17 protein-coding genes, 1 tRNA gene and 1 riboswitch are annotated in these 14,983 nt (G+C 40.6%); of the genes, 15 read left to right on the top strand and 3 right to left on the bottom strand.

The annotated features are described in order from the left end of the window. Positions 1-3 precede the first annotated feature (3 nt). Positions 4-435: a GtrA family protein gene (locus tag SK637_RS05245; RefSeq protein WP_033688841.1), complete on the bottom strand. Its 432-nt coding sequence runs from the start codon at positions 433-435 to the stop codon at positions 4-6. A gap of 28 nt (positions 436-463) precedes the next feature. Continuing rightward, positions 464-560: riboswitch (PreQ1 riboswitch) on the top strand. On the opposite strand from SK637_RS05245, the gene SK637_RS05240 reads away from it, so the two are divergent. The 4 genes from SK637_RS05240 (at position 558) to dapA (ending at position 3,687) form a co-directional block, all read left to right on the top strand. Beyond that, positions 558-1,067, top strand: a complete 510-nt coding sequence (locus SK637_RS05240; RefSeq protein WP_033688840.1) for a QueT transporter family protein — start codon at positions 558-560, stop codon at positions 1,065-1,067. Its footprint overlaps the riboswitch before it by 3 nt. 99 nt (positions 1,068-1,166) lie before the next feature. Continuing rightward, positions 1,167-1,239 (top strand) — tRNA-Thr (locus SK637_RS05235). 379 nt (positions 1,240-1,618) lie between these two features. After that, complete coding sequence (locus SK637_RS05230) at positions 1,619-2,695, top strand: aspartate-semialdehyde dehydrogenase (protein ID WP_033688839.1); 1,077 nt, start codon at positions 1,619-1,621, stop codon at positions 2,693-2,695. A 56-nt stretch (positions 2,696-2,751) separates the two neighbouring features. Beyond that, positions 2,752-3,687, top strand: a complete 936-nt coding sequence (dapA, locus tag SK637_RS05225) for a 4-hydroxy-tetrahydrodipicolinate synthase (protein ID WP_033688838.1) — start codon at positions 2,752-2,754, stop codon at positions 3,685-3,687. Between the two features lie 46 nt (positions 3,688-3,733). Here the strand turns inward: dapA and mnmE are convergent, their stop codons facing one another. Together mnmE and SK637_RS05215 are read right to left on the bottom strand one after the other, a co-directional pair. Next, positions 3,734-5,107, bottom strand: a complete 1,374-nt coding sequence (mnmE, locus tag SK637_RS05220; RefSeq protein WP_033688837.1) for a tRNA uridine-5-carboxymethylaminomethyl(34) synthesis GTPase MnmE — start codon at positions 5,105-5,107, stop codon at positions 3,734-3,736. A gap of 137 nt (positions 5,108-5,244) precedes the next feature. Further along, positions 5,245-5,427 (bottom strand): 4-oxalocrotonate tautomerase, encoded by a 183-nt coding sequence (locus SK637_RS05215; protein ID WP_001117401.1) that lies wholly within the window; start codon positions 5,425-5,427, stop codon positions 5,245-5,247. A 123-nt stretch (positions 5,428-5,550) separates the two neighbouring features. Between SK637_RS05215 and SK637_RS05210 the strand changes: the two genes are divergently transcribed. From SK637_RS05210 to rlmD, 11 genes are all read left to right on the top strand, one after another. Continuing rightward, positions 5,551-6,150, top strand: coding sequence for a thymidine kinase (locus tag SK637_RS05210; RefSeq protein WP_033688836.1), 600 nt, complete (start codon positions 5,551-5,553; stop codon positions 6,148-6,150). Next, the gene (locus SK637_RS05205) at positions 6,140-6,619 is read left to right on the top strand and encodes a GNAT family N-acetyltransferase (protein ID WP_033688835.1); all 480 of its coding nucleotides are present in this window, start codon (positions 6,140-6,142) and stop codon (positions 6,617-6,619) included. The genes SK637_RS05210 and SK637_RS05205 overlap by 11 nt, the downstream gene beginning before the upstream one ends. A gap of 9 nt (positions 6,620-6,628) precedes the next feature. Then, positions 6,629-7,708 carry a peptide chain release factor 1 gene (prfA, locus tag SK637_RS05200; protein WP_001028815.1) on the top strand — a complete coding sequence of 360 codons (1,080 nt, stop codon included), beginning with the start codon at positions 6,629-6,631 and terminating at the stop codon, positions 7,706-7,708. Beyond that, positions 7,708-8,544: a peptide chain release factor N(5)-glutamine methyltransferase gene (gene prmC, locus SK637_RS05195; RefSeq protein ID WP_033688834.1), complete on the top strand. Its 837-nt coding sequence runs from the start codon at positions 7,708-7,710 to the stop codon at positions 8,542-8,544. The genes prfA and prmC overlap by 1 nt, the downstream gene beginning before the upstream one ends. Beyond that, positions 8,528-9,130, top strand: a complete 603-nt coding sequence (locus SK637_RS05190; RefSeq protein ID WP_033688833.1) for an L-threonylcarbamoyladenylate synthase — start codon at positions 8,528-8,530, stop codon at positions 9,128-9,130. Before prmC ends, SK637_RS05190 begins: the two co-directional genes overlap by 17 nt. A 1-nt stretch (position 9,131) precedes the next feature. Then, positions 9,132-9,563: a GNAT family N-acetyltransferase gene (locus tag SK637_RS05185; RefSeq protein ID WP_033688832.1), complete on the top strand. Its 432-nt coding sequence runs from the start codon at positions 9,132-9,134 to the stop codon at positions 9,561-9,563. A 49-nt stretch (positions 9,564-9,612) separates the two neighbouring features. Continuing rightward, entirely contained in the window at positions 9,613-10,869 is a 1,257-nt protein-coding gene (gene glyA / locus SK637_RS05180) for a serine hydroxymethyltransferase (protein ID WP_033688831.1), read from the top strand. Between the two features lie 7 nt (positions 10,870-10,876). Then, a complete protein-coding gene (locus SK637_RS05175) occupies positions 10,877-11,851 on the top strand; it encodes a nucleoid-associated protein (protein WP_033688830.1) in 975 nt (324 codons plus the stop codon). After that, entirely contained in the window at positions 11,851-12,465 is a 615-nt protein-coding gene (gene pmp23, locus SK637_RS05170) for a cell wall hydrolase Pmp23 (RefSeq protein WP_033688829.1), read from the top strand. The genes SK637_RS05175 and pmp23 overlap by 1 nt, the downstream gene beginning before the upstream one ends. A 73-nt stretch (positions 12,466-12,538) precedes the next feature. Continuing rightward, positions 12,539-13,513 (top strand): DUF1002 domain-containing protein, encoded by a 975-nt coding sequence (locus SK637_RS05165; protein ID WP_033688828.1) that lies wholly within the window; start codon positions 12,539-12,541, stop codon positions 13,511-13,513. 73 nt (positions 13,514-13,586) lie between these two features. Beyond that, on the top strand, positions 13,587-14,942 hold the full coding sequence (gene rlmD, locus SK637_RS05160) for a 23S rRNA (uracil(1939)-C(5))-methyltransferase RlmD (RefSeq protein ID WP_033688827.1): 1,356 nt from the start codon (positions 13,587-13,589) through the stop codon (positions 14,940-14,942). Positions 14,943-14,983 lie beyond the last annotated feature (41 nt).

Here is a 14,983-nt window from a genome sequence, read left to right as displayed (position 1 = left end):
TTCTTATTTTTTAAAAATAAATACCTTGCTAAAAATGTAATTGAGGATAATTATCAAGAATTGTGAAATAACGGTTTCAATACTATTAACCTTGTCTATATTATTATTAAAAAATTGTCCGATAATATTAGGAAACTGAGTTACAAAGATAAAAGTTAAAAACAAGTCTAAAAGAAAAGTAGAAAGACGTGCTATAGTAAATTTTACTAAACGGCTTTGCCAATTCTCTCTAGCTTGCTTAAAGACAATCCTATCATTTGTGATAAATGCAATGAGGATACCGATACTATTTGCTAGTCCAGTAGCAAGGAGTTCTTTATGGGTTAATCGATAAATGACTAATCTAGATAGAATGGATACAAGAGTAGTTGTTATTCCAAAAAAAAGATAGGCTAAGAGCTCATTCTTAAAGAAACTTTGAATATGATTTTTCATGTTCTTAGTATAGCATAAAGAGGACTATTGTGCTATACTAGTAAGGTTGATTGAATCAACCCTTGGTGCTTAGCTTCTTTCACCAAGCATATTACACGCGGGAAACCGCCAAAGGAGAAAACATGAAAAAATTAACTATTCGTGATGTTGCAGATATTGCAATCGTTGCTGCTATCTATGTCGTTTTAACTGTCACACCGCCCCTAAATGCCATCAGCTATGGTGCTTATCAGTTTCGTATTTCAGAAATGATGAACTTTATGGCTTTTTACAATCCTAAGTACATCATCGGAGTTACAATTGGTTGTATGATTGCTAATTTCTTTAGCTTCGGACTGCTAGATGTCTTTGTTGGTGGTGGATCAACCCTAGTATTCCTTAGTCTAGGTGTTTGGCTTTTTGCAAAATACAGCAAATATTATCTTTTTAACGGATTGATTCGAAAAGATCATTTCTTCTTCTCAATCCTCTTTTCAATTTCCATGTTTACCATCGCTGCCGAGTTGAATATCGTAGCGCAATTACCATTTTTCCTTACTTGGTTCACAACAGGAATTGGTGAATTTGCCTCATTGATTATTGGTGCGATTATCATTGGTAAAATTGGTCGTCGAATTGATTTAAGCAAATAGAAGAAGATAAGCTAGGTAGCTCTTACCTGGCTTTTTCTTATGGAAAATTTCTAAGGAAACTTGACAAGATTTTCTAACTATAGTATACTTTTTAAGTAAGCTGATTTAGCTCAGTTGGCAGAGCGCATCCATGGTAAGGATGAGGTCGCCGGTTCAATCCCGGCAATTAGCATGATATTTACAGGGAAACTCTTGGACACAAGAGTTTTTTCTTTTGCTCGCGAGAAAAAATTCTGACTTTTGTATAATAAAAGTCATCCTGCAAAAATTTTTTATTGACAAAACCACTTATTTCTAGTAATATAATAGACGCGATGAGTCGATAGGTAGTCTTCGGACTACTATTGAGCATAAGGAGGTCATAACGCAGGAGCGGACCTTGATGAGTTGTGTGAACCTGCTCATCACATGAAGATGCCTCTTAGTCCCTAGTCTAGCGACTGGGGATTTTTATTTTCCAAAAAATGATGAAAAAGCTTTGCAATTCATGGAAAAAGTAGTATAATACATCTATTATAGAAATTTTTAGAAAATTCCGAAAGAGGTTATTTATGGGATATACAGTTGCTGTAGTCGGCGCGACAGGTGCTGTCGGAGCTCAGATGATAAAAATGTTGGAAGAATCAACACTTCCAATCGATAAAATTCGTTTACTTGCTTCTGCACGTTCAGCAGGTAAGACTTTGAAATTTAAAGATCAAGATATTACGATTGAAGAAACGACTGAAACAGCTTTTGAAGGAGTTGATATTGCTCTCTTTTCAGCAGGTGGTTCTACATCAGCTAAATATGCACCATACGCAGTGAAAGCTGGAGCGGTAGTAGTAGATAATACATCTTACTTCCGTCAAAATCCAGATGTTCCTTTGGTTGTTCCAGAGGTCAATGCTCATGCACTTGATGCCCACAACGGTATCATTGCCTGCCCTAACTGTTCAACAATCCAAATGATGGTAGCACTTGAGCCAGTTCGCCAAAAATGGGGCTTGGACCGTATCATTGTTTCAACTTACCAAGCAGTTTCTGGTGCTGGTATGGGAGCAATTCTTGAGACACAACGTGAACTTCGTGAAGTCTTGAATGATGGGGTAAACCCACGTGATTTACATGCCGAAATCTTGCCTTCAGGTGGGGATAAGAAACATTATCCTATCGCTTTTAATGCTCTTCCACAAATCGATGTCTTCACTGACAATGATTACACTTACGAAGAGATGAAGATGACTAAGGAAACTAAGAAAATTATGGAAGATGACAGCATTGCAGTATCTGCAACATGTGTGCGTATTCCAGTCTTGTCAGCTCACTCTGAGTCTGTTTACATCGAAACAAAAGAAGTGGCTCCAATCGAAGAAGTGAAAGCAGCTATCGCAGCCTTTCCAGGCGCTGTTCTTGAAGATGATGTAGCTCATCAAATTTATCCTCAAGCCATCAATGCCGTGGGTTCGCGTGATACCTTTGTTGGTCGTATCCGTAAAGATTTGGATGCTGAAAAAGGAATCCACATGTGGGTTGTTTCAGACAACCTGCTCAAAGGTGCTGCTTGGAACTCAGTTCAGATTGCGGAAACTCTTTATGAACGTGGCTTGGTTCGTCCAACAGCTGAATTGAAATTTGAATTAAAATAGTCATATTGTTTAGGAGTTCAGTTGAACTCCTTCTTTGAAATAGAGAGGTGTTTCTCATGTCTTATCAGGATTTAAAAGAGTGTAAAATCATCACAGCCTTTATTACTCCCTTCCACGAGGATGGTTCCATCAACTTTGACGCTATTCCAGCCTTGATTGAGCATCTGTTGGCCCATCATACAGACGGAATTCTCCTTGCAGGAACCACTGCTGAGAGTCCAACTTTGACGCACGATGAGGAGTTGGAGTTGTTTGCGGCTGTACAAAAGATTGTCAATGGACGTGTTCCTTTGATTGCGGGTGTAGGTACCAATGATACGCGTGACTCGATCGAGTTTGTCAAAGAGGTAGCAGAATTTGGCGGCTTTGCAGCTGGACTTGCTATCGTACCTTACTACAACAAACCTTCTCAAGAAGGAATGTATCAGCACTTTAAAGCCATTGCAGATGCTTCTGACTTACCTATTATTATCTATAATATTCCAGGTCGTGTGGTTGTCGAATTAACTCCAGAAACCATGCTTCGTTTAGCTGACCATCCAAATATTATTGGTGTCAAAGAATGTACTAGCTTGGCTAATATGGCTTACTTGATTGAGCACAAACCTGAAGAATTCTTGGTTTATACAGGTGAGGATGGAGATGCTTTCCATGCCATGAACCTTGGTGCGGACGGTGTTATTTCTGTTGCCTCTCATACAAATGGGGATGAAATGCACGAGATGTTTACTGCCATTGCAGAAAGTGATATGAAGAAAGCCGCAGCTATTCAACGTAAATTCATTCCTAAGGTTAATGCTCTCTTCTCTTATCCAAGTCCTGCTCCAGTTAAGGCAGTTCTTAACTATATGGGATTTGAAGCTGGCCCAACACGCTTACCTCTAGTTCCAACACCAGAAGAAGATGCCAAACGCATTATCAAAGTCGTCGTTGATGGAGACTACGAAGCAACTAAGGCAACTGTAACAGGTGTCCTAAGACCAGATTACTAAGAAAGATTAGAAAATCCATGACCGAAACAACGATCATGGATTTTTCTTATTTTCCTAAACAAAATTGGCTAAAGAGTTGGGTGATGAGTTCATCAGGAGCAGCATCTCCAGTGATTTCTCCGAGTATTTCCCAAGTACGAGTCAAATCAACTTGAAGTAAATCAACAGGCATACCTAGTTCCAGCCCTTCATTAACAGCTTGTAGGCTTTCAACAGCCTTCTCAATCAAGGAAATGTGACGGGCGTTAGACAAGTAAGTAGCATCGTGCTCCACCAAACCAGCATTTTCAAAGAAGAGGTTGTTGATTCGCTCTTCAATCTTGTCGATGTTTTGGTTTTTAAGAACTGAAATACGAATAAGGTCTTCAGGTAGTTCCGAAGTTTCAATCGCTTCAGGCAGGTCGGTTTTATTAAGAAGAATAATACGGTTTGTATCTTGGCTAATCTCAAGAAGTTGTCGGTCTTGGGTAGTTAAGGGTTCGCTAGCGTTTAGTACTAGCAGCACCAAGTCAGCTTCCTTAAGAGCTTTTTTCGAACGCTCGACACCGATTTGTTCCACGATATCATCCGTTTCACGAATACCAGCTGTATCAATCAGTTTGAGAGGAACACCGTTGATGTTGACGTATTCTTCGATGACATCTCGAGTTGTACCAGCAATGTCTGTAACGATAGCCTTATCCTCACGCAAGAGGTTGTTGAGGAGGCTGGATTTCCCAACGTTGGGGCGTCCGATGATGGCAGTGGAAATTCCTTCACGAAGGATTTTACCGCGACGGGCTGTTCTAAGAAGATTAGTTAGCAATTGCTCAAACTCCATAGTCTTCTCACGGACAATAGCAGTAGTGGCTTCCTCAACATCGTCGTACTCAGGATAATCAATATTGACCTCGACTTGGGCAAGTGTATTGAGGATTTCTTGACGGGTATTATTGATAAGATCAGAAAGGGAACCATCAAGTTGTTTGACCGCAATGTTCATGGCCTTGTCTGTCTTGGCGCGGATGATATCCATCACTGCCTCGGCCTGTGTCAAATCCACACGACCGTTTAGAAAGGCACGTTTGGTAAATTCACCAGGTTCAGCCAATCGAGCTCCTTCACGGATAGCAAGTTGGAGAATTTCATTGGTCACCGCAATCCCACCGTGGGTGTTAATCTCGATAATATCCTCACGAGTGAAGGTTTTTGGAGATTTCATGGCTCCAACCATGACTTCGTCCATGATTTTACCAGTCTGAGGGTCAATAATGTGACCGTAGTTGAGAGTGTGGCTGGCAACCTGACTCAAGTCTTTCCCTTTGAAAATTTTTTGCGCAATTGCAAAACTTTCTGTTCCGCTCAGGCGGACAATACCAATAGCCCCTTCACCTAGTGGAGTAGAGATAGCAGCGATGGTATCAAATTCACGTGTAATCATAATGTTTCCTTTAATAAATAGCTCTTTTCTTGGAAATTTTTCCAAGTCTCTTTTCAAATTGTAACAAATTTGAACTATTTCTTCAATGGATGGTACTTGGAGATTGAAAAAGCCTAAGCAATTCTGCTTAAGCTAGCTTATTTGGTGCGCATTTCCCCTTGTGGGAAGTAGGTTCCTTCAGGCATGTCGTTGATGATGACATGAACGGCTGATTGAGGGGCTCCAGTATTGCGGACAACCGCTTCCGTTACTTCCTTAGCAAGAGCTTTCTTTTGCTCGAGCGTGCGTCCTTCAAATAAATCGATGCGTACAAATGGCATAATAGATTCCTCCACTAGTTTTTGATTTCTTCTATTTTACCACATTTTGCCGTTTAAAGCTTAAGAAAATTATGATATACTAGAATGTAGCAAAAATTTAGAAATGGACGTGAAGCAAGAAACATGGCACAGTTGTATTATCGTTATGGGACCATGAACTCTGGTAAAACGATTGAGATTCTCAAGGTGGCCTATAACTACGAGGAGCAAGGAAAAGGTGTTGTGATTATGACCTCAGCTCTGGATACGCGTGACGGTGTTGGCTATGTATCGAGTCGGATTGGTATGAAACGCCCTGCCATTGCGATTGAGGAAACGACGGATATCTTCGGCTATATCCGAGACCTACCAGTAAAACCTTACTGTGTTTTGGTCGATGAAGCCCAGTTTCTCAAGCGTCACCATGTTTACGATCTAGCTCGTGTTGTTGATGAGTTAGACATACCTGTCATGGCTTTTGGTTTGAAAAATGACTTTCGCAATGAACTGTTCGAAGGTTCCAAGTATCTTTTGCTTTTAGCAGATAAAATCGATGAGATTAAGACCATTTGCCAGTATTGTAAGAAAAAGGCGACCATGGTTTTGCGAACACAGGATGGACTGCCCGTTTACGATGGAGAACAGATCCAGATTGGTGGTAATGAAACCTATATCTCAGTTTGCCGTAAACATTATTTTGCGCCAATGATAACCTCTAACAAGGAGCAAAACTATGACAATTGAACTAAGAGATGTTACAATGGAAAATTATTTTGATGTTTTGAATTTGGATGTCAAGGAATATCAAAAACAATTCATTGCAACCAACGCAATTAGTTTAGCTGAAGCATATGTCTACACTAAAAATGGAGATTTTGTAGCTCCATTGGCAGTTTATGATAATGATGCAATTATAGGTTTTGTGATGATAGCTTATGATAAAAAGATCGGAATCAGTAGTGGAAATTATTTACTATTTCGTTTTATGATTGATAAGAATTTTCAAAATCAAGGATATTTTAAACCAATTATGGATAAAGTGCTAGACTATGTTCGGACAGCGCCAGCAGGTTTAAGCAATAAACTTTGGTTGTCTTATGAACCAGAAAATGAACATGCAAGATCTTGTTACCTCAGTTATGGATTTAAAGAAACTGGGGAAATATCCGAGAACGAAGTAGTAGCAATCTATGATTTAACAATTGAGAAATAAGGAGAAAAAATGAACATCTATGATCAACTACAAGCTGTAGAAGACCGTTATGAAGAATTAGGAGAATTGCTCAGTGACCCAGATGTGGTTTCGGACACCAAGCGTTTCATGGAACTTTCCAAAGAAGAGGCTTCTACTCGTGATACGGTAACAGCCTACCGTGAGTATAAACAAGTCCTTCAAAACATCGTTGATGCTGAAGAGATGATTAAGGAATCAGGCGGAGATGCGGACCTGGAAGAAATGGCAAAGCAAGAGCTCAAAGATGCCAAGGCTGAAAAAGAAGAATACGAAGAAAAACTCAAAATTTTGCTCCTTCCAAAGGATCCAAACGATGACAAGAACATCATTCTTGAAATCCGTGGCGCCGCTGGTGGAGACGAAGCAGCACTTTTCGCTGGAGATTTGCTAACCATGTACCAAAAGTATGCTGAAGCTCAAGGCTGGCGCTTTGAAGTCATGGAGGCTTCTATGAATGGTGTCGGTGGTTTCAAAGAAGTGGTTGCCATGGTTTCGGGGCAATCTGTTTACTCTAAACTCAAGTACGAATCTGGTGCTCATCGTGTGCAACGTGTTCCTGTGACAGAAAGCCAAGGCCGTGTTCATACTTCGACAGCAACAGTTCTTGTCATGCCTGAAGTCGAAGAAGTAGAATACGATATTGATCCAAAAGACCTTCGTGTCGACATCTATCACGCCTCTGGTGCTGGGGGACAGAACGTCAATAAGGTTGCGACAGCAGTTCGTATCGTTCACTTGCCAACCAATATCAAGGTTGAGATGCAGGAAGAACGTACCCAGCAGAAAAACCGTGAGAAAGCCATGAAAATCATCCGTGCGCGTGTAGCTGACCACTTTGCTCAGATTGCACAAGACGAACAAGACGCTGAACGTAAGTCGACAATCGGTACTGGGGACCGTTCAGAACGGATTCGTACTTATAACTTCCCACAAAACCGTGTCACAGATCACCGTATCGGTTTAACCCTCCAAAAACTAGATACGATTTTGTCTGGAAAATTGGACGAAGTTGTAGATGCCTTGGTGCTCTATGATCAAACACAAAAATTAGAAGAATTAAACAAATAATGAAATTAGCTCAATTATTTTCAGATTTTGAAGAAGAGTTGATAAGACAAGGAGAGGAAGCTGAAAGCCTCTCTTTTGTCTATCGTAGCCTGAAAAATCTATCTTTTACAGATTTCGTTTTTGCCCTCCAGCAGGAAGTGACGGAAGAGGAAGAAGTATTTGTAAAAGGAATTTTCCAACAGTTAGCAGCTCATAAACCGGCACAGTACATCATTGGACAGGCAGATTTTTATGGAATGCAGTTAAAAGTTGATGAGCGAGTATTGATCCCTCGTCCAGAAACAGAGGAGTTGGTGGAGCTTATCCTGGCTGAAAATCCTGAGACGAATCTTTCAGTTCTGGATATTGGAACAGGTAGTGGAGCTATTGCTCTAGCCTTATCAAAAAATAGACCAGCTTGGTCAGTGACAGCAGCAGATATTTCCCAAGAGGCTCTTAACCTTGCGTCCGAGAATGCTAAAAATCAAAAACTTAATATATTTTTCAAAAAATCTGATTGTTTTGCAGAAATTTCTGAAAAATATGATATAATTGTATCCAATCCACCCTATATCTCTCGTGAAGATGAGTCAGAGGTTGGCTTGAATGTCTTGCATTCGGAACCTCATCTAGCTCTTTTTGCAGACGAGGATGGCCTAGCTATTTACCGTAGAATTGCGGAAGATGCAAAAGACTATCTCAAAGATGGTGGTAAGATTTACCTTGAAATTGGATACAAGCAAGGTCAAAGTGTTCCTGAACTTTTTAGGAAGCATCTTCCTGAAAAAAGAGTACGAACGCTCAAGGACCAGTTTGGTCAAGATAGGATGGTTGTAATTGATGATGGACAGGATTAGACAAGAGTTGGAAAAGGGTGGAGCTGTCGTTCTACCTACTGAGACAGTTTACGGTCTCTTTGCCAAGGCTCTAGACGAAAAAGCAGTTGATCATGTATACCAGCTCAAACGTCGTCCAAGAGACAAGGCGCTTAACCTCAATATCGCCTCTCTAGAGGACATCTTTTACTTTTCTAAGAATCAGCCAACTTATCTTCAAAAACTTGTAGAGACCTTTTTACCAGGTCCCTTGACCATTATCCTTGAAGCCAATGACCGAGTTCCCTATTGGGTCAATTCTGGCCTTGCAACGGTGGGATTTCGGATGCCCAGTCATCCCATTACCCTTGATTTGATTCGAGAGACAGGACCTCTGATTGGACCGTCTGCCAATATTTCAGGTCAGTCAAGTGGAGTGACCTTTAAGCAAATTCTAGAGGATTTTGACCAAGAGGTTCTGGGGCTGGAAGACGATGCTTTTCTAACTGGACAGGATTCAACTATTTTGGACTTGTCTGGAGACAAGGTGAAAATCTTACGCCAAGGGGCGATTAAGCGAGATGATATTCTTGCTCAGTTGCCAGAGATTTCTTTTGAGGAGGAATGAGATGCTAAGAGATTTAAGAGAAACTGATGTGAAAGCCATTTGTGAAATTAACCAAGAGGCTTTGGGCTATTCTTTTAGTCTAGAGGAGACAGCTAGTCAACTAACTAGATTATCTCAAGATGAACATCATTTCCTACTTGGTTATGAGGATGAAGACAGTCATGTCTTACTTGGCTATGTCCACGCTGAGGTTTACGAATCCCTCTATTCCAAAGCAGGATTTAATATCTTAGCCTTAGCAGTTTCACCTCAAGCACAAGGTCAAGGTATTGGTAAAAGCTTATTGCAAGGGTTGGAGCAAGAAGCTAAAAGACGCGGCTATGGGTTTATCCGCTTAAACTCTGCTGATCATCGTCTGGGTGCTCATGCATTTTATGAAAAAGTTGGTTATACTTGTGATAAAGTGCAGAAACGGTTTATTCGCATCTTTTAGTTTATTTTCTTAGACTAAAGGACCTGTCACACAATAAAGGAGAAGACCTATGATTTTTGATAAAGATGATTTTAAAGCATACGATGCTGATCTCTGGAATGCTATTGCCAAAGAAGAAGAACGCCAGCAAAACAACATTGAGTTGATTGCTTCGGAAAACGTAGTTTCCAAGGCTGTTATGGCAGCTCAAGGGTCTATCTTGACGAATAAATACGCCGAAGGCTACCCAGGCCGCCGTTATTATGGTGGAACGGATGTGGTAGACGTAGTAGAAACTCTAGCCATTGAACGCGCTAAAGAAATTTTCGGTGCTAAATTTGCCAATGTCCAACCACACTCAGGAAGCCAAGCTAACTGTGCGGCTTACATGGCCTTAATTGAACCAGGTGATACGGTTATGGGGATGGACTTGGCCGCAGGTGGTCACTTGACTCATGGGGCTCCTGTTAGCTTCTCAGGTCAAACCTACAACTTTGTTTCTTATAGTGTGGACCCTGAAACGGAACTCTTGGACTTTGATGCTATCTTGAAACAAGCCCAAGAAGTAAAACCAAAACTGATTGTAGCTGGTGCGTCAGCCTATTCTCAAATTATCGACTTTTCAAAATTCCGTGAAATCGCTGATGCTGTTGGTGCGAAGCTCATGGTAGATATGGCTCACATTGCTGGTTTGGTTGCTGCTGGTCTTCACCCAAGTCCAGTGCCATACGCTCATATCACTACAACAACGACCCACAAAACCCTTCGTGGACCTCGTGGTGGTTTGATTTTGACTAATGACGAAGAATTTGCCAAGAAAATCAATTCAGCTATTTTCCCAGGTATTCAGGGTGGTCCTTTGGAGCATGTTGTGGCAGCTAAGGCAGTTTCCTTCAAAGAAGTTTTGGATCCAGCCTTCAAGGAATATGCTGCCAATGTTATCAAGAACAGCAAGACTATGGCAGATGTCTTCTTGCAAGACCCTGATTTTCGTATCATTTCTGGGGGAACTGAAAACCATCTCTTCCTAGTGGATGTGACTAAAGTTGTAGAAAACGGAAAAGTTGCTCAAAACTTGCTAGATGAAGTCAATATTACCCTAAATAAAAACTCAATCCCTTACGAAAGCTTGTCACCATTCAAGACAAGTGGGATTCGTATCGGAGCAGCAGCTATTACTGCACGTGGATTTGGTGAAGAAGAAAGTCGCAAAGTGGCTGAACTTATCATTAAAACCCTTAAGAATGCAGAAAATGAAGCTGTCTTAGAAGAAGTGAGAAGTGCAGTTAAAGAATTAACAGATGCCTTCCCATTATACGAGGACTAAAACTTTTATGGACATTTATATTAAGAAAGCTATTATTCATCAGTTCAGTCCGGATGACACCGAGCTGTTCCTAGCGGATAAATTTCTCAATATTACTCCAAAAATCGAAGAATATCTGCGTAAAAAAATTGAACGTGTATATTCAGATGAAGCTAAGACTGGGATTTTCGAAGAAGAAAATCCCTTCTTCAATCACATCACAGACGATTTGTTGGAGACATCAGTAACGCTGGCTAATCTCTGGAAAGAGGAGTTCGGCATTTCAGAAAATCTCAAGACCAATGATTTGATTTTTGTGCAATTTTCTAAAGAAGGCGTGGAACATTTCGCTTTCTTACGAATTGCCCTGCGTGAGACCCTGACTCACCTCGGAGGAGAAGTTGATAATCCAATCAAGTTGACTCAGAATAACCTGCCTGGATTTGGAACGGGTGCCGACGAAGCCTTGGTGGTCAATCTTCAGAGTCGCAAGTACCATCTGATTGAAAAACGAATCAAGTACAACGGGACTTTTTTGAACTATTTTTCAGATAATCTTCTTGCTGTCGCCCCTAAAATTTCACCCAAGAAATCTATCAAAGAACTGGAAAAAACGGCACAGCGCATTGCTGAAACCTTTAACACAGACGATTTTCAATTTCAATCCAAGGTAAAATCAGCGATTTTCAACAACTTAGAAGAAAGCAATGAGTTGTCACCTGAAAAATTGGCCAATGACCTTTTTGATAACAACCTGACAGCTCGTTTGAGCTTTATTGATCAAGTCAAAGAAGCCGTACCAGAGCCTGTTCAATTTGATGAAATTGATGCCAGTCGTCAGCTTAAAAAATTTGAAAATCAAAAACTCTCCTTGTCAAATGGAATTGAGCTCATCGTTCCTAATAACGTCTATCAAGACGCCGAGTCTGTTGAGTTTATCCAAAATGACAATGGAACTTACTCTATCTTAATCAAAAATATCGAGGATATCCAAAGTAAATAATGTTTAAACGAATTCGAAGAGTGCTTGTACTAGCAGTCTTCCTTTTTGCTGGATATAAAGCTTACCGCGTTCACCAAGATGTCAAGCAAGTCATGACCTATCAACCCATGGTGCGAGAAATCTTGAGTGAAAAAGACACCCCAGCAAACGAAGAGCTTGTGCTCGCTATGATTTATACTGAAACAAAAGGAAAAGAAGGCGATGTTATGCAGTCTAGTGAGTCTGCAAGTGGTTCCACCAACACCATCAATGATAATGCCTCTAGCATTCGGCAAGGCGTTCAAACTCTGACAGATAATCTCTATCAGGCTCAGAAGAAGGGTGTTGATGTCTGGACAGCTGTTCAAGCCTATAATTTTGGACCTGCCTATATCGATTTTATCGCCCAAAATGGTAAGGAAAACACCCTAGCACTGGCCAAACAGTACTCTCGTGATACTGTTGCTCCCTTGCTTGGTAACACCACTGGAAAGACTTATAGTTATATTCACCCCATTTCTATTTTTCATGGAGCCGAACTCTATGTAAATGGAGGAAACTATTATTATTCTAGACAAGTGCAACTCAACCTTTACATCATCAAATGTTTCACTCTCTTTTCGACATCTGGCTAGCCCAGGTGTTTTTGTTATAAGTTTTCTTTAAGATAGATATATTACTCTAGAAAGGTAAAGGAGGAAATTCCCTATGAGAAAGAAACTCTTTCTGACTAGTGCTGCGGTCTTGTGGGCAGTAACAGCTATGAATAGCGTCCATGCAGCAACAGATGTTCAAAAAGTTATCGATGAAACCTACGTCCAACCTGAATATGTCCTAGGTTCTTCATTATCTGAAGACCAAAAAAATCAAACCCTAAAAAAACTAGGCTACAATGCCTCAACAGACACCAAAGATCTCAAGACAATGACACCTGATGTCTATTCTAAGATTATGAATGTGGCCAATGACTCTAGTTTACAATTGTATTCATCAGCCAAGATTCAAAAGCTGGGTGACAAGTCGCCACTTGAGGTCAAGATTGAAACACCAGAAAACATCACTAAGGTGACGCAGGATATGTACCGCAATGCGGCCGTAACTTTGGGTGTGGAACACGCCAAAATCACTGTAGCAGCACCTATTCCCGTTACAGGAGAAAGTGCTTTAGCAGGGATTTACTATTCGCTAGAAGCTAATGGAGCCAAGGTGCCACAAGCCAACAAAGAGTTGGCTCAAGAAGAGTTGAAGGCTTTGTCTGATATCAATGCTGAAAACAAGGACAAAACAGGCTATGATGCTAATAAATTAAACGTTGCCCTCGCTGATATCAAGTCAGGACTCGCCAAAGCTAAAGAAAGCAAGGGAAATCTGACGGAGGAAGATGTCCGTAAAATCGTTGAAGATACCTTAAAAAATTACAAACTTGATCAGGTTATAACAGGAAACCAGATCAATATCATCATCAATTTTGCTTTAAATCTCTCAAAAAGTGATATCCTAAGCAATGCAGACTTCACTAAAACCCTGAATGACCTTAAACAAAGTATTGTTTCACAAGCTGGTGACAGTTTTAAAAATATCAACCTTAACTTTGATGCTGATAAGGCGCTAGAAGAAGGTGGTAACTTCTTAAGCTCCCTCTGGCAAGCCATTGTCAACTTCTTCAAGAGTTTTGGTTCTTAAGAAATTTCATGGTATAATAGATGGTAACCGTAACGTTGCCGTCTTTTTTGTCGGCCAATAGAAAGAGAAGAGAATGTTAAAGAAAAATGATATTGTAGAAGTTGAAATTGTTGACTTGACCCATGAAGGGGCAGGAGTTGCCAAGGTAGATGGCTTGGTATTTTTTGTTGAGAATGCTTTACCGAGTGAAAAAATCCTTATGCGTGTCCTAAAGGTTAATAAAAAGATTGGTTTTGGGAAGGTTGAAGAATACCTAGTCCAGTCACCACACCGTAACCAAGATCTAGATTTGGCTTACCTGCGTTCAGGAATCGCTGATTTAGGTCATCTTGCCTATCCAGAACAGCTTAAGTTTAAAACCAAGCAAGTCAAGGACAGTCTATATAAGATTGCTGGAATTGCAGATGTAGAGGTTGCTGAAACGCTTGGTATGGAAAATCCAGTCAAGTATCGTAACAAAGCTCAGGTCCCTGTTCGTCGTGTGAATGGTGTCTTAGAAACTGGATTTTTCCGTAAGAATTCCCATGACCTCATGCCTCTAGAAGATTTCTTTATCCAAGATCCTGTGATTGATGAGGTAGTTGTAGCCCTACGCGACTTGCTCCATCGTTATGACCTGAAACCTTATGATGAAAAGGAACAAGCTGGCTTGATTCGTAATCTTGTGGTGCGTCGCGGACATTATTCAGGACAAATCATGGTGATTTTGGTAACAACTCGTCCTAAAATTTTTCGTGTCGACCAATTGATTGAACAACTAATCAAGCAGTTCCCAGAGATTGTGTCTGTTATGCAAAATATCAATGACCAGAACACCAATGCGATCTTTGGTAAGGAATGGCGTACGCTTTATGGTCAAGACTATATTACCGACCAAATGTTGGGAAATGACTACCAGATCGCTGGACCAGCATTTTACCAAGTCAATACTGAAATGGCTGAAAAACTTTATCAGACAACCATTGACTTTGCAGCATTAAAATCAGATGATGTGGTGATTGATGCCTATTCTGGTATCGGGACGATTGGTCTTTCTGTTGCGAAACATGTCAAGGAAGTCTATGGTGTCGAAGTAATTCCAGAAGCGGTTGAGAATAGTAAGAAGAATGCTCAGCTGAACAATATTTCAAATGCCCACTATGTCTGTGATACAGCTGAAAATGCTATGAAGAATTGGCTTAAAGATGGAATTCAACCAAGCCTTATCCTAGTGGATCCACCAAGAAAAGGTCTCACAGAAAGCTTTATCAAAGCAAGCGCCCAAACAGGAGCAGACCGTATTGCCTATATCTCATGTAATGTTGCAACCATGGCGCGTGATATCAAACTCTACCAAGAATTGGGATATGAGTTGAAGAAAGTCCAGCCGGTGGATCTGTTTCCTCAAACGCATCACGTCGAATGTGTAGCTTTGCTCGTAAAAGCCTAGAACCTTTGAACGAAAGGGATAATGAAAAGCCTTGATTGCAA

The organism is Streptococcus mitis (genome assembly GCF_000722765.2).
Taxonomy (GTDB): Bacteria; Bacillota; Bacilli; order Lactobacillales; family Streptococcaceae; genus Streptococcus; species Streptococcus mitis_AQ.
Note: the sequence above shows the minus strand (reverse complement) of the source record. Positions and strands in the feature narration are given on the sequence as shown.